The 23,341-nt window shown below is 57.4% G+C and carries 21 protein-coding genes and 4 pseudogenes; 7 read left to right on the forward strand and 18 right to left on the reverse strand.

The features are described from left to right. Positions 1 to 118: 118 nt before the first annotated feature. The 3 genes and pseudogenes from JN302_RS32630 to JN302_RS32640 form a co-directional block, all read left to right on the forward strand. Positions 119 to 1,228 (forward strand): annotated as a pseudogene (locus JN302_RS32630) (IS701 family transposase); the annotation flags it as partial. A gap of 53 nt (positions 1,229 to 1,281) precedes the next feature. Then, positions 1,282 to 1,432: pseudogene (locus JN302_RS32635) on the forward strand (IS6 family transposase); the annotation flags it as partial. A gap of 148 nt (positions 1,433 to 1,580) precedes the next feature. After that, entirely contained in the window at positions 1,581 to 2,291 is a 711-nt protein-coding gene (locus JN302_RS32640; protein ID WP_202330402.1) for an IS6 family transposase, read from the forward strand. Between the two features lie 44 nt (positions 2,292 to 2,335). On the opposite strand, the pseudogene JN302_RS40060 reads toward JN302_RS32640, so the two are convergent. Then, positions 2,336 to 2,639, reverse strand: a pseudogene (locus JN302_RS40060) (transposase); the annotation flags it as partial. Between JN302_RS40060 and JN302_RS32650 the strand changes: the two are divergent. Next, a pseudogene (locus JN302_RS32650) lies at positions 2,640 to 2,914 on the forward strand (IS110 family transposase); the annotation flags it as partial. A 110-nt stretch (positions 2,915 to 3,024) separates the two neighbouring features. On the opposite strand, the gene JN302_RS32655 reads toward JN302_RS32650, so the two are convergent. The 12 genes from JN302_RS32655 to sctL form a co-directional block, all read right to left on the reverse strand. Further along, the gene (locus JN302_RS32655; protein ID WP_010913980.1) at positions 3,025 to 3,522 is read right to left on the reverse strand and encodes a tetratricopeptide repeat protein; all 498 of its coding nucleotides are present in this window, start codon (positions 3,520 to 3,522) and stop codon (positions 3,025 to 3,027) included. Between the two features lie 60 nt (positions 3,523 to 3,582). Continuing rightward, positions 3,583 to 5,628: a type III secretion system export apparatus subunit SctV gene (gene sctV, locus JN302_RS32660; RefSeq protein ID WP_010913979.1), complete on the reverse strand. Its 2,046-nt coding sequence runs from the start codon at positions 5,626 to 5,628 to the stop codon at positions 3,583 to 3,585. Between the two features lie 238 nt (positions 5,629 to 5,866). Next, complete coding sequence (locus JN302_RS32665) at positions 5,867 to 6,757, reverse strand: SctD/MshK family protein (RefSeq protein ID WP_010913978.1); 891 nt, start codon at positions 6,755 to 6,757, stop codon at positions 5,867 to 5,869. Between the two features lie 392 nt (positions 6,758 to 7,149). Further along, positions 7,150 to 7,470 (reverse strand): hypothetical protein, encoded by a 321-nt coding sequence (locus tag JN302_RS32670; protein WP_044551341.1) that lies wholly within the window; start codon positions 7,468 to 7,470, stop codon positions 7,150 to 7,152. Positions 7,471 to 8,445: 975 nt separating this feature from the next. After that, a complete protein-coding gene (locus tag JN302_RS32675; protein ID WP_010913977.1) occupies positions 8,446 to 9,483 on the reverse strand; it encodes an EscU/YscU/HrcU family type III secretion system export apparatus switch protein in 1,038 nt (345 codons plus the stop codon). After that, positions 9,480 to 10,298, reverse strand: coding sequence for a type III secretion system export apparatus subunit SctT (gene sctT / locus JN302_RS32680; protein ID WP_010913976.1), 819 nt, complete (start codon positions 10,296 to 10,298; stop codon positions 9,480 to 9,482). The genes JN302_RS32675 and sctT overlap by 4 nt, the downstream gene beginning before the upstream one ends. Positions 10,299 to 10,306: 8 nt before the next feature. Beyond that, positions 10,307 to 10,555, reverse strand: a complete 249-nt coding sequence (locus JN302_RS32685; RefSeq protein ID WP_010913975.1) for an EscS/YscS/HrcS family type III secretion system export apparatus protein — start codon at positions 10,553 to 10,555, stop codon at positions 10,307 to 10,309. 29 nt (positions 10,556 to 10,584) lie between these two features. After that, positions 10,585 to 11,250, reverse strand: coding sequence for a type III secretion system export apparatus subunit SctR (gene sctR / locus JN302_RS32690; protein WP_010913974.1), 666 nt, complete (start codon positions 11,248 to 11,250; stop codon positions 10,585 to 10,587). Continuing rightward, complete coding sequence (gene sctQ / locus JN302_RS32695) at positions 11,243 to 12,319, reverse strand: type III secretion system cytoplasmic ring protein SctQ (protein WP_096453933.1); 1,077 nt, start codon at positions 12,317 to 12,319, stop codon at positions 11,243 to 11,245. The genes sctR and sctQ overlap by 8 nt, the downstream gene beginning before the upstream one ends. Positions 12,320 to 12,335: 16 nt before the next feature. Beyond that, the gene (locus JN302_RS32700) at positions 12,336 to 12,869 is read right to left on the reverse strand and encodes a hypothetical protein (RefSeq protein ID WP_010913972.1); all 534 of its coding nucleotides are present in this window, start codon (positions 12,867 to 12,869) and stop codon (positions 12,336 to 12,338) included. Continuing rightward, positions 12,845 to 14,203 carry a type III secretion system ATPase SctN gene (gene sctN, locus JN302_RS32705; protein ID WP_096453929.1) on the reverse strand — a complete coding sequence of 453 codons (1,359 nt, stop codon included), beginning with the start codon at positions 14,201 to 14,203 and terminating at the stop codon, positions 12,845 to 12,847. Before sctN ends, JN302_RS32700 begins: the two co-directional genes overlap by 25 nt. Continuing rightward, positions 14,200 to 14,823 carry a type III secretion system stator protein SctL gene (gene sctL / locus JN302_RS32710; RefSeq protein ID WP_010913970.1) on the reverse strand — a complete coding sequence of 208 codons (624 nt, stop codon included), beginning with the start codon at positions 14,821 to 14,823 and terminating at the stop codon, positions 14,200 to 14,202. Before sctL ends, sctN begins: the two co-directional genes overlap by 4 nt. Before the next feature lie 170 nt (positions 14,824 to 14,993). On the opposite strand from sctL, the gene JN302_RS39690 reads away from it, so the two are divergent. Then, positions 14,994 to 15,266 (forward strand): hypothetical protein, encoded by a 273-nt coding sequence (locus JN302_RS39690; RefSeq protein ID WP_157866081.1) that lies wholly within the window; start codon positions 14,994 to 14,996, stop codon positions 15,264 to 15,266. Positions 15,267 to 15,459: 193 nt separating this feature from the next. On the opposite strand, the gene sctJ is transcribed toward JN302_RS39690, so the two are convergent. Beyond that, on the reverse strand, positions 15,460 to 16,323 hold the full coding sequence (gene sctJ / locus JN302_RS32720) for a type III secretion system inner membrane ring lipoprotein SctJ (RefSeq protein WP_044549206.1): 864 nt from the start codon (positions 16,321 to 16,323) through the stop codon (positions 15,460 to 15,462). A 9-nt stretch (positions 16,324 to 16,332) separates the two neighbouring features. Further along, positions 16,333 to 16,836 carry a nodulation protein NolB gene (locus tag JN302_RS32725; protein ID WP_010913967.1) on the reverse strand — a complete coding sequence of 168 codons (504 nt, stop codon included), beginning with the start codon at positions 16,834 to 16,836 and terminating at the stop codon, positions 16,333 to 16,335. Between the two features lie 183 nt (positions 16,837 to 17,019). Here JN302_RS32725 and JN302_RS32730 point away from each other — a divergent pair, with 183 nt between their 5' ends. Both JN302_RS32730 and JN302_RS32735 read left to right on the forward strand, forming a co-directional pair. After that, positions 17,020 to 17,721 carry a hypothetical protein gene (locus tag JN302_RS32730; protein ID WP_063825847.1) on the forward strand — a complete coding sequence of 234 codons (702 nt, stop codon included), beginning with the start codon at positions 17,020 to 17,022 and terminating at the stop codon, positions 17,719 to 17,721. 197 nt (positions 17,722 to 17,918) lie between these two features. Continuing rightward, positions 17,919 to 19,823, forward strand: coding sequence for an HrpF/NolX family T3SS translocon protein (locus JN302_RS32735; RefSeq protein ID WP_202308617.1), 1,905 nt, complete (start codon positions 17,919 to 17,921; stop codon positions 19,821 to 19,823). 790 nt (positions 19,824 to 20,613) lie between these two features. Here the strand turns inward: JN302_RS32735 and JN302_RS32740 are convergent. The 3 genes from JN302_RS32740 to JN302_RS32750 form a co-directional block, all read right to left on the reverse strand. Beyond that, entirely contained in the window at positions 20,614 to 21,174 is a 561-nt protein-coding gene (locus JN302_RS32740) for a CpaD family pilus assembly lipoprotein (protein ID WP_010913964.1), read from the reverse strand. An 8-nt stretch (positions 21,175 to 21,182) separates the two neighbouring features. Beyond that, positions 21,183 to 22,541 (reverse strand): type II and III secretion system protein family protein, encoded by a 1,359-nt coding sequence (locus JN302_RS32745; protein WP_446720772.1) that lies wholly within the window; start codon positions 22,539 to 22,541, stop codon positions 21,183 to 21,185. 128 nt (positions 22,542 to 22,669) lie between these two features. Beyond that, complete coding sequence (locus tag JN302_RS32750; protein ID WP_010913962.1) at positions 22,670 to 23,341, reverse strand: winged helix-turn-helix domain-containing protein; 672 nt, start codon at positions 23,339 to 23,341, stop codon at positions 22,670 to 22,672.

A 23,341-nucleotide genomic window follows, 5' to 3' on the forward strand; every position in this document is an offset into this window, starting at 1 on the left:
TCTCTTTAAGAGACGCCGATCCGGCACTCTACAAACTGGCCCCTAGTCTTACTGTGTCGTAAGTTTCGTTAACGACTGATTGCGAGAATGGCGATTCGTGCTTCATATGGAGGGAGCGATGGATCTCCAGGACGGAATCGAAACGAGTGAATCGCGTTTTGCAGCCTATGTCGAGACGCTGGCCTCGGTATTGGGTCATGCTGACCGGGTGGCGCCGCTGAAGGCCTATTGCACCGGGCTGCTTTTGCCGCGCGAGCGCAAAAGCGTCGAGCCGATGGCGGCACGGGTGGAGCCTGGGCGTGTCCAGGCGGCGCACCAGTCGCTGCATCATTTCGTAGCGAAGGCGGATTGGTCGGATGATGCCGTGCTGAGCCGCGTGCGGGAACAGGTGCTGCCAGCGCTTGAGCGTCAGGGGCAGATCCGTGCTTGGATCGTCGACGACACCGGCTTTCCCAAGAAAGGCAAGCATTCGGTTGGGGTTGCACGGCAGTATTGCGGGCAGCTCGGCAAGCAGGACAACTGCCAGGTCGCGGTCTCTCTGTCGGTTGCCACCGAGCAGGCGAGCCTGCCGATTGCCTATCAGCTCTATCTGCCGGAAAGCTGGGCGAACGACCCTGACCGGCGGGCCAAGACAGGCGTGCCGGAGAATGTGGTCTTCCGCACCAAGCCCGAAATCGCCCTCGCGCAGATTCGGGCGGCGCTGGAGGCCGGCGTCTCACGGGGCGTGGTGCTGGCCGATGCCGGTTACGGCAACGACACCGCCTTCCGCACCGGGCTGACAAAGGTGGGCTTGACCTATGTCGTCGGGGTCCAGTCCTCGATCCGCCTGTGGTCGCCCGGCACGCAACCATTGCCGCCGAAGCCGTGGAGCGGACGCGGACGCCCGCCCTCGCGCGTTCGGCGGCAGGCTGAACATGCGCCGGTCTCAGCCAAGGAACTGGCGCAAGCGCTGCCCGAGGACGCCTGGCACATGGTTACTTGGCGCGAGGGCTCCAAGGCGTCGCTTGCCTCACGCTTTGCCGCCGTGCGGGTTCGGCCGGCCCATCGCGACTACTGGCGCTCCGTCCCCCACGCTGAGGAATGGTTCCTGATCGAATGGCCGGACGGTGAAGTCGAGCCAACTAAGTACTGGCTCTCGACCTTGCCTGGAAAGACCAGGCTTGCCGACCTCGTCGATCAGGCCAAGATGCGATGGCGGATCGAGCGGGACTATCAGGAACTCAAGCAGGGGTGCTGTCACATTGATTTTGGCTTAACGGTTTGACGATAAGTCAGGTTGGCATGGTCGAAGCATGCGCCACCTACAAGAACCATCGCTTCCCGATCGAAATCGTTGCTCATGCCGTCTGGCTTTATTACCGGTTCGGGCTGAGCCTGCGCGATGTTGAAGAAATGCTGCTGGAGCGGGGGATCGTCGTCTCCTACGAGACCATCCGCCGCTGGGGAAAGAACCACAGTCCCGATTATGCACGTCGCCTGCGCCGCAAGGCGCCATCGAAAGACGATGTCTGGCATCTTGATGAGGTAGCCGGGCACCGTAAAGTTAACCGACGGCTGATGAAGATGTGCGAACATGGGCCATGTCAGAAGTTGCTCGTGATCCGCTTTATCGTTGCCACCGCTTTCCCGCCGAGATCATTGCGCACGCGGTATGGCTCTACTTTCGCTTTCCGCTCAGCCTGCGCATGGACATGTTGGCGGCCCGCGGCATCATCGTCACGCATCAGACCATTCGAAGCTGGGCGGAGAAATTCGGGCGGCATTTCGCCCGGGAGATCAAGCGACGGTCAGCCGGCTGCCTGGGCGACAAATGGCATCTCGACGAATGTGTGGTGGCCATCAATGGCAAGAAGCAGTGGCTCTGGCGTGCCGTCGATCAGGACGGCTTGGTCCTCGAAGTGCTGGTGCAAAGCCGCCGAAATGCCAAGGCGGCAAAGTGTCTGATGCGCAAGTTGCTGAAGGCTCAAGGGCGGACACCACGAGTCATGATCACCGACAAGCTCCGGTCCTATGATGCCGCCAGGCGCGACCTCATGCCCGGTGTCGAACACCGGTCGCACAAAGGCCTCAATAATCGAGCGGAAAATTCGCACCAGCCGACCCGACGACGCGAAAGGACCATGAAACGCTTCAAGTCGGCACGCCAGCTTCAGCGGTTCGTTTCCATCCATGATCCGATTGCCAACCTGTTCCACTTTCCCCGCAATACGCTGTCATCGGCTCAACATCGAGACCTGCGTAACGCCGCCATGCAAATCTGGAACAAAATCGCGTGTCTCGCCACAGCGTGACAGCCGTCCCGGCCAGCTATCGCTGCATCAATCCGCTGATAACTTTACAGTGCCCGAAGCCTTCCGACCATGAGGCGAATGGAGGCCAGCTTGAGGAAGGCGAGCGCCCTGGTGCGATTCGAAATTGAATTTGTCTTCCTCAGCCCCTTTTGGAACTCCGGCCCCTGGAATGGCCGCCACCGGCGTAGAGCTTGAACAGGAAGGGATCGAGTCCGAACAGCTTCGCCATCACCATCACGCCGCCATCGCAGTCCTGGATGTCGGCGGCATGAACGAGGGCGTGCATCAGGAGACCTTGGTATTGACGAGAATATGCCGCTTCTTGCCTTTGATCTTCTTGCCCGCATCGCGCTGCCCAAAGTCGGGCTCCCGCTGGAGCGCGTCAACCTGGAAGCGTGCTCGCTGACGGCCTGGCCTCACGACGGATTGCGCGCCGAAGGCCAGCCGGTGCATGTCAAGAGCTGGCAATGCCGGCTCTGGCGTTCTCTCCTCGTTCACCGCCACCCGGTGCTGAACGAAATGCGCAGCATCGAGAATATGGTCCGGACGATCCTGCGGGAGGCCTGTATCAACTGGGCACGCGGTCGCGAACCACCATCGCCGGTCGTGTGCAGGAGCTGGCCGGCGCTGACGCCGAGGTGCTGGAAATAACCGGTCGCTGACCAAGGTGTGTCGGGCGGTGCATGTGCACAGCTAGCGCGACCGCGCCAACGCACTCAGGTCCGGACTTCCTTTAAAACGCAAGCGACAGGTCGAGATTGTGCTGCACCATCTGATTCCCAGGCTCTGTCTCGAGAGCTTGCCGATACAGCACCTGTGCCGCGTCATGCCGCCCCTCAAGGTCCAAGATCACTCCCTTCGCGTTCAATGCGCGCAAATTTCCTGGGGCTGCAACCAAGAGCCTGTCCAGTACCTGAAGCGCCTCATGCGGACGCTTCTGCGCGACCAAAGCATTCGTAAGACGGATCGCCGCATCGACATTGTCTGGGTGCTGCGTCAACTCATCCCGCAGAGCCCGCTCTTGTGCATCCTGGCCGACCGCGCTCAAAATGCGTTCTCGCATAGCCGGGTCGATTTGGTTGGCGTTGAGCAGCTCTGGGGATGACGTCTCCCTCACTGAAAGAGCAGGCTTGTCCAAGCTGGCGCAACCGCCGAGAGGCAGCATGGCGAGTACAGAGAAGAAAAGTGAGTTCCTAAATGCTCGGCCGTCTGTATTCTGGTGTGAATTCATGCTTGGTTTCCAATTATCATAGAGTGCTATCACGTTCATTCGATGGCAAACGGATTGGGTTTACTCTGACAGCCCACTGATCAATCCATGCGGGAATTTGACGGACCCGGCGGGTTTAACTGTAAAGTCGGAGGCGATATCTTGATAAGACAGCACGGCAACATCGATCCCGTTTCTGGTGAAAAAGCCGCGGACGAAGCGTCGGATGTCCGTTGAGGTTAAAACGACAGGGCGGGTCTGACCCGGTGCTGTGTTCGAAAGGATCTGACGTACCTGTGACAGCAGCGCTTCGCTTTGCCGGTCCTCTAGTACGAGGTGGGGTCCTGCAGCCGAATCTCGAACTGCATTGCGCATCACATCCTCACTCTGGCGTTCGACGACCAAGGCGGGCACGATGCCCTCTGTGTTGGCATAGCGGTGACAGATCTGACGCTTCAAACCAGAACGAATATATTCCGTGAGCAGGGCAACGTTTGGCTCACGTTCGCTCCATTCCGCCAATCCTTCTAAGAGAAGGCGGGTGTGGCGGATCGGGATTCCTTCATCCAGGAGCCGGCGCAGCACATCCGCAATCCGAGGTATTGGCGTCGTGCGCAGCACCTCCTTGACCAGATCAGAATAGTCCTTCTCCATTCGGCCTATCAATTGTCGGGTCTCTTGAATACCGATCAATCGGGGTGCGAAACGGGTCAACGCTGTATGGAGGCGCAAGGCGAGGAATTCGCCAGGACCGTAATGTGTGATGCCGGCACTCTTGAGAGCCGGTGCATGGCTTTGGTCGGCCACGAGTCTGTCCGTTTTTGGATCACGCCGATACGGGATACCGCTCGATTCGATGTTCGCCACATCGTCTTTGAGCATCAGCTGGCTCGGATCAAACACACCCTGTTCAACTGGCACCCCCTCGATATCTATTCGAAACTGAGACTCCAGCAACTGCTGGTCGACAGTGACAGGGATGGGGGGAACGACAATGCCAAGATCGGCTGAAAGTAGTTGCGAAACGCGTGCAATCTCCTGCTGCAATTCGACTTGTTCAATCGCATGCATCAGGTCTGGCGCAAGGAAGAAAGCGATCGGACATTCCTGCGCGGGCGCGGTTTGTTTTTGAGTGTCCCCTGCACTTGTGGTATCGACAACATCGCCCTTCACAAAGCTTATCGCGGCGAAGATTGCGGCCAACACCAAAAAGACGGGCAGGGGGAAGCCAGGAACGAACCCCATCAAAACCAGGACGCAAGCTGCGACCCGCACTGGTCGCTTGCTGGCAGTGATCTGATTCACTATTTCGGTACCAAGGTTGACCCTCGCCGCCCCCGTGACACGAGTGACGACGGTCGCCGCTGTAATTGATAGCAGCAGGGCCGGAATCTGCGATATCAATGCATCGCCTATCGTTAGCAGAGTATAGTGATGCAGCACATCGCCGAAGGACATGCCCTTCGAGAGCAGGCCGATCGATATCCCACCCAGCATGTTGATGAAGATAACCACCAGTCCGGCGATGGAATCGCCCTTCACAAACTTCATCGCGCCATCCATCGCGCCGTAAAGTTGGCTTTCCTTCTCCAATGCGGCGCGTCGCCTGCGAGATTCGTTGGCATCGATGTGGCCGTTGCGTAGCTCTGCGTCGACCGCCATTTGCTTACCCGGCAGAGCGTCGAGCGTGAAGCGCGCCGCCACTTCGGCCACGCGTTCGGCGCCCTTCGCGAGGACCATGAATTGTACCATGGTGACGACCAGAAATATGACGAAACCGACCACGATATTGCCCGAGATCACGAAATCGCCGAACGTATGGATGATGGCGCCTGCCTCCCCCTCGGCCAGGATCAGGCGCGTCGTTGCGACGGTGAGCGCCAGGCGGAACACCGTGGAAAGCAAAATGATGCCGGGCAAAGAGGAAAGATCAAGTGGAGTACTGACATACAGGGCAACCATCATCAGCAGGATGGCCAGTCCCATATTGAATCCTATCAGCGCGTCGACCACCACGATCGGGATAGGCATGACCATCATAGCGATAGCCAGAAGCAGCATCAACGCGACCATCAGGTCCGGGTTGGCCGGCGAACGGTTGATGAACTTACGCAGGACGTTGGCCATCTAGGCCCCTTTACGATCGCTTGAGAATTATTCTGCTGCTACGCAGTGAAGCGTAGCATTCGAAGTCCGAGGGCCAAGTCCCTCATTGGGCAGCCCGCGAGCAGCAGGCTGTGGCATGAGAGCCCGAATGCGCGAAGCTGGGTGGTCAGCAAGTTTTCACTCTGTCCAGGTTTGTTGTGGTACTGGGCGCGGCAGAATGGTAGCTGACCACGCAATTCTGCTTGATAGGGCCTGCGGACTAATACGGGAGAGCAGCAAGGCGGCCATTACGGCTCAGCAGCACACGACCGTCCTCGATCCTGTCGACCGTCCATCCATCATCCAGAACGGCGCCAACAAAATACTTCTCACCACCTATGACAAGATACGGTTGCGGGCCACGCCAAACGGCTTCAACTGCGATTGCGGATGGCGCCTTTTCGTCTTTTATGAGCACTCCATTGACCAGTGTCAGGGCGCCCTTGGTGCGATGATCGAACCACTGCTGGAGCTTCCGCCAACTGATGACCGATTCAGACGTGACGGTACCCTCCGCCGTCACAGTGTCCTTTGCCGAGCCGACCTTAACATTAAGTAGGCCCGCTCTATCGACTTCCTCCTGCAGCTCTTTAGCCGCTGCCTCCGCAATCTGGTCGTCGGCGCGGTGGTTGGTCCGCTTCGACTCATGATCGGCACTGGGTGAATTGGGTCTCGATGCACCACCGTCCCCATTATAGGAAAAAAAGGCTGAAAGCATACCGACCGCTAGAGAGCTGACTATCACCGTGGCCAGAACACGCATCGAGAGGCGTGGTATGCCTATCGGACCACTTGTCACTTCATCCTGCACGGACCAGAGAATGGACATCTCGCCTGCGAGAACGACGACAGGAAGTGGCACCACAACGCACTCGCCCGCGGCGATATTCCGCTTACCCTTGATGCTGAGTCCGGCCGCAAGCGCCTCGACCTCGATCGAGTTGCCAAGGAGCGTTATACGAAAATGATGCGGTGCCAATCCTTGCTCGACGAAGATCATATCGGCGTCTAAGCCGCAGCCTATTAAGCTCGTTTCGAGAGCAGTCTTACCCGTCAGCCCGCAATAGAGCCCCGACAGAACTTCGAAATCAAGAGAAACGGCGTCATTCAAGGATGTTCTCCCGAACAAGAGAGAAGCCGCACGGCAATTGCCGTGCGGCTCATTTCGGTTCCACATCGCGCCACCTGGCGACGCGATCGGGAACCCCTGCTTCCGAACCTACTGAACGCGCTCGTCGGCCGCTTTCTTGATTGTGTTGAGGTTGGTCGTAACGGTGCGCAGCTGTATACTCCTAGCCGTAGCCTCCAAGCTAGCCGCCGTTAGATCCGCGATTTGCGCCTCGAAAGCGGCTTTCCCCGCGACTCTGGTACCTACGTCTGTAGCCACCGAAGTCCCAGTGCCAGCCGCACTGGTGCCAGTACCTGCTTTACTCATAACGTTTTCCTTCTGTTCAAACCGCGCCCGTCAGCACGGCACACACATCCTGACGCAGACCATCCACGTCAGGCATCCTCTTCAGTTTCTGCAATAGCCTCGTCGGCATCAGCCATGGCATCGTTCAAAATAGTTAGCGCAACGGAGTGGAGAACCGTGTCGAACGCTTCGGCTAGAGCTTGCTGATCATCCCCAGAGATAGTCTGACCGTCCACAGGATCTTTCCCGCCAACCGGCTTGTTTGGGTCATTGTTCCCGCTACCCGGTTTGTTAGGGTCATCATTCCCGCTACCCGGCTTGTCAGGTTGCTCTGGTTGGCTTTTCGGATCTCCATGCCCCCTGCGAGCTAAGGAAATGTTGCCAAATCCACTCCCAATTGCTGCGGCCATCAAGTACTCCTGCATGCGTTCCATTGGCGCCGACGCCTAAAGATAATCTCATCAGGCTACGAGCAGGAGCTTTCGAGAACCTGACGAGTCTGGACAAAAAGCGGGCTACCGGAAAATAATGATCGAGCAGGGTTCGGCCTCCTGCAAAGTGGTGAAAAGTGGGTACTGCGCTTCTGCCAAAGGAATAGCGCCTGACAGGAGGCCTGACATTCTTCGAACGTAGCGGTAAATTCCGAGGCTTCGTTGCTGCGACATCATCATTTCCCAACTTTCCCACGGTGGCGGGCTGAGGGCGCGGGAGGCGAACTCCCGAGCCCCGCCTTGCCCGGACCGTCTTCTGCTACCGACCTGCGCCAAAGCGAGCGGCAGCCTCGACGGCGCAATTGCACTTCCCGGCGATCTCACTAACATCCGGCAAACGCTGCTGATGACGCCCGCCGTGCTGTCAAATTGAGGAGAAAGGTCGTTCCCATTCATCGCGGGCCGGAAAAGTGCGAACTTGGTCGTGTGACCTGGGTGCGGTGATGCGCTCCCGCGTCCAGCTGCTGCTCCTCCTTTTTGCACCGAGGGAGCTCAGGCTCGCCGCCGAATCCAGCGAGATCCAAGGGCGTGGCTCCGCGGCGGATTGTGCGTTAATTCAGCCGATCAGAGCTCGGAAAACCGCAGAGGCAGCTCGGGTCAGCACGGCCGGCGTCTGTCCGCTCCAAAGCTCTGCATGCCACATGCGCCGCCGCGCTTGCCGACCACAAATGACAAACCGCTCAGCGGCAGCTTAAGTGGTCTCCGTGAAATGGCGCGGATCGGCGTGAGCAACCAAATCATGCGTTCAACGTCTTGCATGAAACCCGCCGACTCCCACGAATTTTTCAGGCTAGGAATGTTACACATAAAGGCCTCACGGAAGACCGCGCTCCGATCACGTCCAAAATGGCACTAGCCCTCTTGTGTTACGGGGCGGCCACAGAGGCCCCAGGGCTAGGCCAATCCTGCGGCGAAGAGTGCTCTCGCCACGGGCTCGAAATATTGCATGGGAATGGGTCTGCCCAGTTGCGTTTTGCCGATGAGCTGATGCGCTAGGACATCGTTGTCGACAATTTCAAGACGTAGCGCTCGCGCCTCGCTAAGCAGGTGTGAAGCCCGCTCGCCATCGGCGCGGCAAACCAGGACGGGCACCCCGGTTTCACCGCGGACGTAACGCAGACCGATCAGTATCGCCGTTCCTTTGAAGATCAGCGTGGCGTGATGCACACCGAGGGGAGGTTCGTCAGCTGACTCGTCACGAATGCGACGTCGTTCACTCTTCAACTCTGGCGCCCCTTGCTGATCCTTCAGCTCGCGCGTGACTTCAGTCTTGGTCATCCTCATTTCGCGCAGAAACAACGCACGCTGCACCAGGAGATCGATCAGGCCAGCGGCCAGAAGTGCGCCGGCGCCAATTCCGATCAGCAGTTTTGCCCCCGTAACGACAAGGCCCAAACAGCCCATGCCGCAGAACGGCAGATAGACCATCGTCTTCCACATGCCGAGAAGGCAAAAGGAAAAGGTTGCGCCGAGAACGAATACTTTAAACAGCGTCTTCCCGAGTTCGACCATCGAACGCGCAGACGCCAAGCGCTTCAGCCCTTGAAAAGGATTAATTTTATCGAAGTTGGGCGTCATTGGCTCGAGAGAGAAAACAAATCCACCATTGGCTAATATGCTTGCCAAAAGCACCGCCGCGACAAGCGTTCCAAGCAGCGGGCCAACAGTTGCCAAGGTGAGTTCGGCAAGCACAACCAGCGCCTGCCGGACCGCGAAGTCAAATGGCAGGTTCTGCAGCTTGTCGACAAATAGTAGCGCTTCGCGGCATTTGTCTTCGATCGCGCTGCCTCTTAGCCAAAGGTATCCGAGACCAGCGCAAGTGCCGACCGCGCGAACGAAATCGGAGCTATGTGGCAGCTGCCCTTTTTTGCGTGCATCGTTTAGCTTTTTGGGGGTGGCGGCGTGTGTCTTCTCTTCGCTCGAGTCGCTCATTTCAGCAATCTATCGAACCACTCGAGCGCGCCATTCGCTTGTGTGATCTCCAGTTTCATACCCTCTACGAGATAGCCAGCGTATGTAACCATGAGAATCGGAAAGACAAGATTCTTGATCGCCGGGGACAGTTGGGTCAGCTTGAATTGCGGCGCAAAGCGACGCAGTAGCATAAAGGATACATCAATCAGCGTCATAAAGAACACGACGGGCCCTGACACCAATAACGCCGTGCGCATAATCTGGTCGAGGAGCCCTAACACCTCCATTGCTCCTTGCGTGCTCAATGTAGGATAAAACTTATACACGGGCCAGATCAAATAGCTGCCATAAAGGGCGCCGATCAACGTTTCCAGCCCCCCTGATGCGACGAAGATGGCAATCGCAGTGATCCCGAGAAAGACTCCCATGGCGGAAGCCTGACTATTCGTCGCGGGGTCGGTCGGGGCGGACGGGTTGGTGACGCCGCGTTGGTTGTCGATAAACTCACCGGCCGCCTGAAGTCCCCATAAGGGAATGCCAAGGAAGGTGCCAAGTAGTGCGCCGACAAGAACTTCCTTCAATCCGAGCAGAGCTACCTCAATCAGACGTGTTTCAGGATCCAGCGCCTGCAACGCGTCGCTGACATGTGCCAGACATGGTAATCCGAAGCCGACAGCCAGGCAGCCGCGGATCAGGCCATCGGTCTGAGAACGTGTAAATACCGGTAGGATCATCATAATGCCTATCGCGCGCGCTGCGCCAAGACCGGCTGCTACGACGAGTTCGATAGCCGTATGCATGAGGATCTGAATCTCGGCCGGTGACGCATACATGGCGGAGACTAGTAGCTAAGTGTCATGGCGGGAAACTCGGTAAAGATCTGGTCGGTTAGCTCTATCAGCGGGGCGCTCAGCACAGGAGCAAACAAACCAATAACCGCGACAACAACCAGAAGCTTGACGGTTAGTGGCAAACTTTCATCCTGGATCTGTGTTGCCGCCTGGATGATGCCAATGACCAAGCCAACGACCACCGATGCAATGAGCGGCGGCAGAATCCAGATCATGAATACCACCAACGATTGGCTCATAAGAGTGACAATACTGGATTCAGCTATAATCAACCTCCCGGTATCGTGTAACTCAACACAAGCCCGTGCATCAATTTCGACCAGCCATCAATAGCGACGAACACGAAGAGTTTGAAAGGGACAGATATAAGCGTCGGGGATACCATAGACATGCCCATCGCCATCAAAATTGTCGTCACAATAAGATCAATAACGATGAAAGGAAGATAAAGAAGAAATCCGATCTCAAACGCGCGCTTTAGCTCTGAAATTAGAAAAGATGGAACCAGAATGGACAAATCATCAACCGTGGCTTTGGCACGCATTTCCGCTGGCCAGACTTTTTCGGTAGACGAGAGGAAAAACTGTCGCTGCTCCTCATTTGTGAACTTCTTAAGATGATCACGCAGGGGCTCGCTCCCGGATTTGGCGGCGCTTACCCAGTCGTCGAACGTCTGATAATGTAGCTTCGGATCGGTCATCCGATCATAGGTCTGTTCAACAACGGGCGCGCTAAGAAACATGGTGAGGATCAATGCGACAGCGTACAGCGCTATGTTAGGTGGTATCGTCTGAGTCCCGAGCGCATTGCGCACGAGGAAAAGAACAACCGATACCTTTACAAAGGCCGTGGTCGTGACGACCACTAAAACCAGCAGACCCAGTCCGGCGGTAACTGCGAGAAGCGCCAGGATTGGCGGCTGGAGCTCAGTCATTGCATCCCAACCGGCCACGGAGCCTGATGCCCAGCGTATCTCCAATGCGCACGATGTCGCCACGCCCGATACACTGACCGTTGGCAAGTATATCGACCGGATCCTGAATCGGCCGTCCAAGTTCGAAAATATGCCCTTCGCCGGCACTTCTTAATTCCCCTAGAGGAATAGGCCAGCGACCGCATTCAAAGACAAGCATGATCTCGACATCGTCGAGATCCTCCGTCGGCCCTAGTTGCGATCCAAGTTGTGTCATATGCGCATTCTCCAAAGAATAGGAACGCGGGCGGAAAGGCCCGTGCAGGACTAGCTGGTCGCCCTCAAGATCGGCGCTGGCCCACAACTGGCCCAAAGATAGGGCGATCTCGCCCCGGCCGAACGGCGCCAGGTCCGGCAACAGAGCATCACCGGCACATGCTTTTCGAAGAATCGCCGCAGGAACGTGCAGCGTGCCGATCTCTCCTGCAACCACGATCGGGAGGTCTGAAAGTAATCCGCGCGGCTGTCGCGGTAACTGGCCAAACAGTTCGCCCAGAGCACGAAACGCAGACGGCACCAAGCCATCGAGAGGCGAGAACAGGAACAGACGACCCTTGCCACTGACCGGGCCGAAGTCGATATCCAGTTCGAGATAAGGAGCCAGTGTCGCGGCTTCAAACACGCGCACGAGCTGCACGTTCAGCTGAGTCCTATACTCCAGTCGAGCAATAAGTGGCTCAAGTGCAAGTTCAACAATGAGTGAAGCCGTTGGCTCGGAAGGGAAAGTCAGCCCATTCTGCACTGTTGCGATGAGCCCCTCTACGAGCGACCGCGATATCGACAGCACGACCGTCTCAGCTCCGACCCTACAAATGCAGTCGAGCATTGGAATGGCGGCAAAATTCTCCTGCCAGACAAGCCCTGCCACACGCACCGACAGTGGCACGTCGTTGATCCGGGTCTGAAACGGTCCGCGCGAAGCCGCAGTGTCATTGAGCCACGAGGCGACCTCGTGGGACAGTGTCAGCGCTGGTTCCAATAGAGGGGGGCTCACCAAAGCGGCTGCCAAAAAGCTGCACCGTTCTGTCATTCGGAGGACCTGCAGGTTATCGAATCCGTTTCGCGACCTGGGAAAGCGGTCCCCTGCCAAATCGAAGCAGTATCTCATCGTCGGCCTCGATCTCGCCTGCGGCCTCCGAATGGATCTCGACGGCGCGCCCGACGTCGTCCTCGATCTGGCGCCATTTGTGCGTAGCCGCCGAACATGCGACCCATAGGTCCCTCGTCTCGGACGCCGCTGTCTCCGCCTTTTCTTGGGCGATTCGCGCATTACCAAGCATCTGCCGTCGGCGTGTGATTTCAGTTGCAAGCCGCTCAACATGCAGGTGGTGCCGGTCAAGCGCGGCGTTAGACAAGTTTTCGAGAGTCATCAGCTCCTGGTAGAGCGCTGCTTCCGCCGTTGCGCAATGTTGTTGTGCCATGGCAAGCTCTCGGGAGGCATTCTGTGCGGCTAAGGTGGCCATACGGCGCTCGGCTTCCTTCTTGGACAGCTCACTAAGGGCACGACGCTCTTGCATTTCCTTCAAGACCCGTAACCTGGAAGCCTGAACATGATTTACGCGGTCAGACGCGACATCCATGCGACCGTTTCCTCAAACCCTGAGATCTCGTCTTCGCTCTGGCGCAAAAACTCCCTCAGTTCGTCTATTGACTCGACAGCCCGGTCCGTCAGGGGATCGCCGCCTTGCTTGTATTCTCCGACGTTGATCAAGAACTCGGTCTCGGCATGCCGGGAAAGGAGTTCACGAAAGAAGGATGCCGCCTTGCGATGTGTCCGCGAAACGACCGCATCCATCACGCGGCTGCGACTCTGTAGTACATCGATAGCGGGGAAATGCGATCGCGCCGCAATAGCGCGCGAGAGCACGACATGGCCATCGAGAATGCCGCGCGACTCTTCAGCGATTGGATCCCCTGTGCCATCGCCTTCTACAAGCACGGTATAGAACGCCGTGATTGAGCCACGCTCACTCATGCCGGCGCGCTCAAGCAGGCCTGGCAGCATGCTGAAAACGGAAGGAGGGAAGCCCCGTCGCGTCGGCGGCTCGCCCGCAGCAAGGCCTATTTCACGCATGGCGCGGCAGAAGCGTGTCAGCGAGTCCAGCATGAGAGCAACGCGTAGCCCTTGTTCGCGAAAATATTCCGCGAGCGCTGTCGCCATCGGAGCACATTGCGCCCGCTCAACAGCCGAGCGGTCGGACGTTTCCACAACAACGACGGCACGGCGAAGGCCCTCTTCCCCGAGATGCCTCTCGATGAATTCACGAACTTCACGTCCTCGTTCGCCTATCAATGCGACTATGACAACGTCAGCGGCGGCACCTTTTACGATCTGTGACAATAAGGTCGACTTGCCACCACCTGGCTCGCCGTAAATCCCGATCCGCTGGCCCTCGCCGCACGTCAGGAGACCATCCAGAACACGCACCCCAAGGGGCAAGGGCCGTTCAATCATGCGCCTTGTCATTGGATTTGGAGCTCTGCCGTGCAGCGGCCGAGTTTCTGTGGTCTCGATTTGGCCTTTGCCGTCCAATGGACGGCAGCGACTGTCAATCACCCGGCCAAGTAAATCGTTGCCGACGGGTACTTCACGCATTCGTCCAGTGGCCACGACTTCCGCGCGGCTGGAGAGGCCGACCAGGTCGCCGATCGGCGTCAGCAATACGCCATCATCCAACAGGCCGATCACCTCAGCTTCCAGCGACAGTCCGGTTCGTGGGTCCTGTAGGAGGCAAAGTTCTCCAATACGAGTGTCTGGCAGGACGGCATGGACCAGTGTGCCGACAGCCCGCGTGATCCTGCCGCGCACGACGCGCGTGTCGATCCCCTTTGCCGTAGCTCTCAAAGACGAGATCGCCGGATCGACAGGGCAGATCGCATCGTCGTGATTATGTTCTGATACCTGCGTTGTCACAGTTCGCCTTTTTCAGAAAGCGACCCGAAGCCGAGACGCAACGCGCGCATCTGCGCATCAAGCCCCAGATCGACATTGCCGTACTCGCTCCACAGCACGCAGCGTCGCGGCGATAACGTCGGATCCGGTTTGATCCGAACCCTTGGCCGACCATCCTGGCCGTCCCATCCCGCAAACTCTCGCGCAAGCATGTCCACTTGCGTCGGATACACATGGAGGCAGACTTCCGCGCCGCTGTATTGGCGCTCAATGGCGTGGCGAACAGCCATGACCAACAGTTCGCCCGGATCGAACGCTCCTAGAAGCTCGCTTAGTATCTCAAGCACGAGCTGCGGCAATTGCTGCTCCAGAACCGCCTTTCGTCGTGCGACTTCGGCAACCGCCTGCGAAATCAGCGCCGCCATTTCCTCCGCGCCTGCATTCAGGCCCTCGGTATGGCCGCGCGCCAACTCACGCTGATACGCCGCGCGTGCCCAACTGCGTACGTGCTGCTGATGCCGTTCTGCGGCGGCACACGCTTTTGCGGCATTATCCCAGATTTCGAGCTCGCTCGCCGGTATCAGTGGCCCCAATGGGCGCATCTGCGGCGCTGCCGGCGCCACGGAAATATCGGCTGTCATATCGGCGGGTTCTCCGCCTCAAAATGGCGTACCACAAGCGACAACAACTGGCCTGCGGCGTTCCCGTGCTTAGGCTCTGGATTGTCGGCGGCGGTTCCTACAGGCAAGCGTAGGAGCACGCGGTTGCGCTCCATCACTGGACTGTGATGGAGCCAGGCACCAAGACAGGCGTGTCCATCGTGTTCAATTTGGTGCGCGAGTTTTCCCGGATCCGCGATCAATCTGTCCGCAATGGCATGCGCCAGATGTCGGATTCCAAACGCATGGGCATCAGCGCCGATACGTTGAATGAGCACTGTGAGGTCAGGCTGAGAGACAAGCTTAAGCAGCGATCGGGCATGCCATGCACTACCTGCAAGGAGGGCAGCCCGAAGCGGATCATTACCGCGCAGAAGGTCCAGCCCCCGCTCAACATCATTCGACTTCGAATCATTGTCGAGTAACAATTCTGTTAGTCTTCGCTGCAGTCTGGGACACTTCTGCAACTGAGCCAACGTAGCAGCCGATAACGCCGGATCAAGACGCGCGCCAAGACGGGTAGGATGGGCCGAAGCAGCAAGCTCGCTCCGACCCAAGGAAGGCAATTGGAACGAACCATCAGGTTGGGCGGTCAGTATCGGCATTGGCATTGACATGTCACTGAGGCGCTATCGCCGGTGTCTTTTTGCGAATGGCATCGAGTGCGGAAACACCCGACCGCCGCTCGAGCTTGGGAACTTCGCCCGCTGACTGCTTGCGCCGGCGGCTAAGACCGGTGACTAAGAGATAGCACGCCACTGCGAACACAGCTGCGGCAATACCGGTTAAGCTGGCCAAAAGTGGCGCTGGAACGGGCCTGGACGCTTGGGCCAAAACAGTCGCCGGCACGGACCGTTGCTCAGGCGCGGAACGCTCCACCGACACCAAAACCACTTCGACCTTGTCGTAGGACAACCCTTCGATGCTGTCGGCCACGAGCATCTTTATCTTCGGCAGCAGAACCGAGAGATCTGCTTTGGCGTCGTGCCTGATAAAGACCGAAGCCGAGGATGGCGTGGCGCCTGCTCGCAAAAGGTCGTTATGCGGCAGAACTACGTGGACACGTACAGAGAATACGCCATCGATATCGCTGATCGTGCGGGACAACTCTTCGCTGAGCGCATAAACATAACGGGCACGTTCCTCGGTCGGCGAGGCAATGAGGCCTGATCCTTGGAAAATCTCTCCGAGGTTCTTGAATGACTGGCGCGGCAATCCCTTGCCATTCAGGAGGTCGATTGAGTAAGCGAGCAGCTTTTCGTCAACCTGGACCGTGCTAGTCCCATCCTTGGCAGCGACCCGAACCGCATGAACTCCGTTGTCCATCAGAAGGGCGAGCATTTCATTCGCCTCGCGCTCCTGCAGTTGCGTGTAGAGATCCACCTTGCAACCGCCGAGGGCCACGAGGAGTGGCAGCACGATAAGGCGAAGTGACCTCCGACCGCACGTGCCAGGCATGATTTCCTGGGCTAAGCCAATCATGTGCGCGGTTCAGCCTTCCTTTAGAAGTTTATTTACAGATGAGGTGATGCCGCTGACACCTTTGGAAACAAGCGCAACCTGAGTGACGCCATTGTACATATCCCGCAGACCAGCAATCATTGTTTCGAAATCATGCCGTCCTTGCGGAACGCCTGACGTTCCGGTTCCCGCATCACCTTCGGCAGGAAGCTTCTGCGGCCTAGGTAGAGCGCCCTTGAAAAGGCCTACCTGCTGGTCGAGCGCAGCCGAATTAACAGCACGGTCTGGGTACATCGCAGAAATCGTCTGCAACACGCGGTCCCCCAAGGGACTCATCTGCGTAGCCGCGCGTTGAAGAGCCATCGCCGGAGGAACTGGCACCCTCGATGGCGCCGATGCGGCATCGTTTTTCAGCGAGTCGGCCGCGTGCGCCAATGCGCGCTCAAACTGGGCTTGCTCGCTGAACGACGGTGACCCGGCCCTGGCCAGACAGTCCGTTAAAGTGGCAGTGATCGACGTGATAGGGATCATCATGAAAGACCCGATAGCTTCCTCTTTGACCGGAGCGAACTCGGCCCTTCGTCATTCGTTATCAGGTCAACGTCTAGGTGGCCGAGCTGACGACAAGCTGACTGACGGAGCCTGGTTAGTATCTAGAGGATATGCTGGCGCCTAAGTCACTTGTGCAAATTTCAGACTCTAGTGTATCAGTGCGCAATGTTGAGAGCGCTCATCCGATCCGTCCGCCCACACGTTTTGAGACTTCTGTGTGCCGGTTTTTTTCTCTCCGCCGGAACCAACGGAACTCTCGGCGTCCCCTTATCCCTCTCCAAGACGCCGTACAGATATACGGTTCTCGATCAGGATATTTCTGAGGCGCTGCAGCAATTCGGCAACAACCTTAATATCCGAGTCAACATTAGCGCCGAGGTGAAGGGGCGGATCCGCGGGAGTATGCCGGATTTGCCACCGCGCGAGTTCCTCGACCGTTTGGCCAATATGTACGGTCTCCAATGGTATTATGATGGGCTTGTCCTCTACGTGTCAGCCGCAAAAGAATCACAAACCCGCATGCTTGTGCTGACTTCGATCCGCTTCGATACGTTTAAGGGTGCCCTAGACAAGCTTGAGATCTCCGATGACCGCTACGTCGTGAGACCCGCGCCGGGAGATGGCCTCGTTTTGGTTTCCGGTCCGCCGCGCTTCACCGCGCTCGTGGAGCAGACTTTCAATGGTCTTGTCGCAGAGGCACAGGGGCAGCCGCGCGTCCATGAAACGCCGACAAGCGAATCGGTCCTGACATTGTTTCGGGGTTCCTCCACCATGGTCGTCCGCAACGGATTGCCTGAAGCCGCTTATTCGTCCGACGTGCCGCAGCAGGATGGCGTTGGCGGGAAGCCAGAGCCACGCCAAAAATGATATCTGCGGTCGCAGCTTCGGGACAAAACAACACCGCGGCCACCCCAAATTGTGAATTCCTCTGAACTCGTCAGTTTACCGAAAGCTAAACCGCTCATGGTGGCAACCGCCAGCTTCAGCGATATCTCCGGTCATTGTGCTGGTATTGCACATGGATCTGGCGTGGGGGATTGCAATTTCATTTTTGAGGAGACACAATGTCCGTCAATAATAATACAAGCAACGTTTTCAGTAGCCAGGATATTCTCCAGTACAGCAGCCTGAATCTGACATCTTCGTTAGAAAAGGCGCAGCAAAACGCATCGTCATTCGAGGCGATGCTCTCCCTTCACCTGCACGAAGACGACGCCAGCCCCTTCCCGTCGATGAAGGAATTGTGCCGGAACACATCGGAGTCGCTGTTGCCCGATGTCGCATCCTCGTTGGAAGAATTGCGCAAGAACCCATTGGATCTGCTGCCGCCAAGCATGAGGGCAGCCATCGAAGCAACGGATCAAGGCCCGCAGCCTGCGGTCGCCCTCCCTCCCATTGCGCACGAATCAGTTGATCAAGGCCCGCAGCCTGCGGTCGCCCTCCCTCCCATTGCGCAAGCGCCTATAAAAAGCGAGAGAATTACGTGGAACGGCGGCTCACTGTCCCAAGCCGAGTTGCAGATTGTCGCAGTGCTGAACCGTCACAAGGACCTATGCCCGCTTAGTTGGCAATCGCTGACGGATAAAGCCAATGATCCCTCTACGCCACCGGATCTGAAAGCGGCGATTGAGGGATTGCAGCAGGATCCAGAGCTTTTTTATGCGATCGGCTCGCAGGGCGATGGCCGCTGTGGCGGTAAGATCACGGCCAAGGATTTGTCCGAGTTCTCTCGCCATCACTCACAAGTTGCCGCATTTCAGGGCCAGCAGGCGCAAAGCTACGCGCAGAACTACATCCCATCCGATAGTACTGGAAGTGCGCAGCCGTCGGTTATGACCTTGAACGATGCGATGCGCGAGCTTTACCGGTACTCCGAAAACCTGCCCAAGAACCTGAGTCTGACTTATTTCAAGCAGATCGTCGACGGTGACGCGAAAACTGGCAAATGTCCGCCACAGGTCATTGCGGCGGCTCAGTACTTTGTCAGTCACCCGAATGAATGGAAGCGGTTGTACGGTGGCTCGATAGACAAAGTCCATAAAGAGGATTTTCTCCAAGTCGCTTCATCTTCGATGAGCCTCACGCAAACCGAGCTGAATACCCTTAAGACGATCAACAGCAACCAGCAAAAATTCTTTGGGAGCGGTGTCCTGACTCGTGACAAGCTCGCAAGCATGGCGCAAGACAAGAGCCTAGATCCGAGAGTAAAGCAGGCGGCATCGCAGCTGTTATCGGATCATCTGCTCTTCGGTCTTCTAAACAATTCGATTACGGGTTACAAGACCCACAATTCGTTCTTCGATTTCGGCGGCGGACACACGGTTGATTCCGGCAATATCAGCAACAAAGATTTTGGCCACTTCTACAACGGCATGTCGTCTGCAAACCGAGCCGTTCAGCAGCCAAAGACCCATGCGCCCGAAACTGCTGCGGAACAGGACGCCGTCTCGGACATGATGACGGGCCGGGCGGACCAGCCTGATACCAAGTCGGCCAAAAAGAACGGCGGGGCCTTCATCCACACAGTCGACGACGTGCTCAAGGTGTACTCGACAGTGGCTGATTGGGCTGCGACGGCGGTGGGTCTGTTGAGCTTCATTCCGGTCGTGGGCCAAGTGGCCGATGCCGTGTCGATGACGCTCGCGTTCGAGGCGCAAGCGGCAAATCTTGTCCGCACAGCCATTACCGGAGGCAATATGAAGCAGGCGCTGCTAGACGCTGGCATCAATATCGGAGCGCAGGCGCTCAGCCTTGTCGCGGGTCCCGAGGTCAAGCTTGCGATTCGCAACGGGCTGGTGAAGACGGCGTTGGAAGAGGCCGCCGCGGCCGGGATCGATCTGCCGATTTCCATGGCGAAAAGCTATGCAGAAGACTATTTGTCCAACCTGCAAGCATGCCTTCCGGCCGACACTATGCAAGCGGCCGGCCTCCTCAGCCCGATGGTGCCAATACTCCAGAAAGTGGCCTGACAACAAATGTGCGACTTCCTTCGCACGCTTCACTAGCCTATCAATCACCTTGTGGGGAACCTTTGCCTTTCCGCAAGGCGATTTGGCAGGCGTGCCTTGAGGATCGTGGTTAGGTCGCAGCAGGCCCGGGCTTAATCCGCTCATCCTTCGGCCTTGAGGTCGTTTTCACACTTAGCCTGAGAGGAGAAGGTGAGAACTGAGAACGGCTAGAAAAAACCGATATTGTTGAAAAAGTCCGCGTCGCGGTCGCCCTTGACGCTTTCGTAGGATGGCGTTCCGCGGAGACCCCAAAATTGAATCCTGATTCCATGCAATGCGCCGGGTTGGAACTGGATTCTAATATCGGTGGGGACTTTGCGGTGCGCCGGACTTTTTCAACAGTATCAACCCAGAGCGGTCGTGCTGGCCAGTTGGCGCAGCGCCCGTCCCCCACTGCTTCTCCGGTGGTCATAGGGACCACCGGGCCGCAACATGGGCCGGTGGAGCGCAGCGACACAGCCGCCAGCTTTGTCGACACGACCGCCAAGATCAAGCTCGCTTGGCCACTTGAGCCACGCCGCCGTCGCGTGACGTGCGCCTTTAACCTCGCAAATGAAGAACGCCGCTCAGCGAGGCAACGTCATGAGCGCAGCGCCACCGGGCACCCCGGAGAGGTGAGGGACACCCCTATCTTGTTCAGGTCACGGTCGTGTATTGTGACGGCCGCGCTCACCACCAGATCCGAAGCAACGGCAATGTTACAGACTGGAGGCGGCGCCGTGCTCTACCAAGCTAAAACATACGACCCATGTCATTGACCTTTGCCCGCCCCGAACGTCCTGTATGTGGCAACTGGTATGGCCGCACGCTCGCCATCGCTCGGCTCGACAGCCTGGTTGTCGAGCAAATCGCGCGGATCGTTGACCATTGCAGCTAGGTTACGTCGTGTCGAACAGCCAAGGGGCTTTTCGAAGGATTTGTCACTGAGTAAAGAATACGACGGACAGGCAGGTGGGCGGGCATGATACACAATTGCTTCTACTTGGACTGCGCCGCCATCGTGTTGGTCGAGCAAATGGATGTTGTAAGTGTCTATACCCATCTGCCTGGCCTGATGCACCACCTCTGCGCTGAGCCGGGACGAGCCCCAGATAAGGAGGTGAAGGGCATCGCGGCGGCCGCTACTGGTCCTGTCAAGGAAAACACGCAAACGCTGCCGTTCGGAAGCGCGGAGGCTCTTTAATATCAGCACGGTGGTCTCCGGCCGGATAAGGATTGGCGCAGGGGGCTCGACATAGATCGGCACAGTGCTTGTGCAGCCACTTGCGCTGGCTGTCAGGGCGACCAGGAGAACTTTGATCCGCAAAGTCATTCGATCACCTATTGAATTATGAAGCCGCGACCGCGCTTGGCCCCGGGCGCGCCGGCGCGGGCAGCAGCGCGGCCTCGCGGCGGATCTGCCGGCGGATCGTCCAAAGCCGGCGCCATCCGGTCCGTGGGTGCGCTCATCTGGTTGGGGCTGGAGCCTGGTTTTACGATGTAAGGCGTAACCAGAATTATAAGTTCTGATTCTTCTTTTTGAAACGAGGAGGAACGAAACAGAGCGCCAAGAATCGGCATTTCGCCGAGCCAGGGAAACGCACTGACATTATTGTTCACGTTGCGCCTGATCAGACCGCCAATTGCAAAGCTCTGCCCACTGGCGAGTTCGACGACTGTGTCGGCTCGGCGCGTGGAAACTGCCGGCACGGAAATACCATTGATTTGAACGGCACCTTGGGACGATAGTTCACTGACCTCCGGCTTTACGTGAATGTTGATCCGGTTGTTGTTGAGAACGGTCGGCACGAATTCCAGGCTGACGCCGAAGTGACGGAATTCAACCGACACTTGCTTGTTTTCCTGCAGGACAGGAATGGGAAATTCGCCACCTGCGAGAAAGCTGGCAGTTTCACCGGACATCGCGGTGAGATTCGGCTCAGCCAACACGGAAGCTATGTGCTCCTTGGCGAGCGCGTCTAGAACCGCGCCGATGTTGACGGCACCGTTGTTGAATCCGATTCCTGCTGTGCCACCACCCTGCGCTGCACCAGAGCCAGTGCCTCCGCCGCTTAACAAGCCCACTCTGAAATTGTCGATTTGACCAAAGGCGGACAGGTTAACGCCGAGTGCCTTCATGGCGCTACGGGAGACCTCCGCTACGCGCACACTGAGATTAACTTGTAAGGACCCAGCGACCTTAATGTTGTTGACGACTTGCGCACCGTCCCCGAGATACTGCTCAGTGACCCTTTTTGCGGTGTCGGCGACCTCCGCATTGGGCGCTGTACCGCTAAGGATTGCGCCGCGCGGCGTATAGCTCACCTGGATTGAAGAGTCGCCAACCTGATCGATCAACATGGCGCGCAATTCCTCGATCGGTTGCGTAACGACAATTCGCAGCGCGGCGAGAGCCTCGCCCTTATCGTCCAAGGCGAACAGGCTGGTCCGCCCGGATTTCTTCCCGAAGACGAAGATCGTTGTATTTGAGGCTGCCTGATAATCAGCGATCGTCGGGTCAGCAACAAAGATGGTCGTGGCAGGCGCGGGCAAATGAACCGTCTTGCCGAGCGAAGAGGAAAGGTTCAGCGTGCCGTCGATGCTATTGGATGCGGCACGCGGCGCCCCTTGATCCTGCATGTTTTCGGCCGGGGCAGAAACTGGATATGCCAGAATGAGCGCACAGAGAAGGCGGCCCAAGTAAGGAGAAACAGTAGCAGGTCCCGGGCAAACGATGTGCGGGGGCCGCCGATCGGTGTCAGAATGAGTTGTAATGATTTTCAAGGCGGTCTTTTCTTTCAAATTCGGCCAACTATACGAATGTCGCGCTAGTCACATTCAAGAATGTAACCAATGCCACGCACCGTTTTTATCCGTGGCGTTGCGTTTGAACTGCTCAGATATCGACGTAAGCGATAGATTCCGACTTCAAGCGCGTTGGCCGATACTTCATCGTTGAACGAATAGAGGTGATCTTCCAACTGCGAACGCGGCACGATGCGGCCTGCACGGTTGAGCAGATGCTCTAAAATACATAATTCACGGCGTGCGACCGTCAGTGGATAACCAGCAACGGAAACCTGTCGGCCGATCGGATCGAAGTGGAGATTGCCAAATACAATGATCGGGGCAGTCATCTGAGTCGACCGCCGCAGAACGGCTCTCATTCTGGCAATGAGCTCATTAGTATACACTGGCTTGAGCAGAAAATCGTCCGCACCACCGTTGAAAATCGCAATTCGCTTCTCAAGATCGTCGACGTCACTCAAAATGAGAGCAGGAACTGAATGTCCCTCACCCCTTAGCTGCTTCAGCCAATCCAAGCCATCGCCATCCGGCAGAACCAGCTCCAGCAGGAGAATTTCGTAGCTGGCGCAAGAAAATGCACTCGATGCTTGTTCCAGTGTGGGAACAACATCAACGGCGAAACCGCTGTCGCCGAGTGCAACTCCCACCGCTCGCGTAAGATCCGCATGGTGGTCAACGAATAGCGTTCGCAT

This window comes from Mesorhizobium sp. L-8-3, from assembly GCF_016756615.1.
Taxonomy (GTDB): Bacteria; Pseudomonadota; Alphaproteobacteria; order Rhizobiales; family Rhizobiaceae.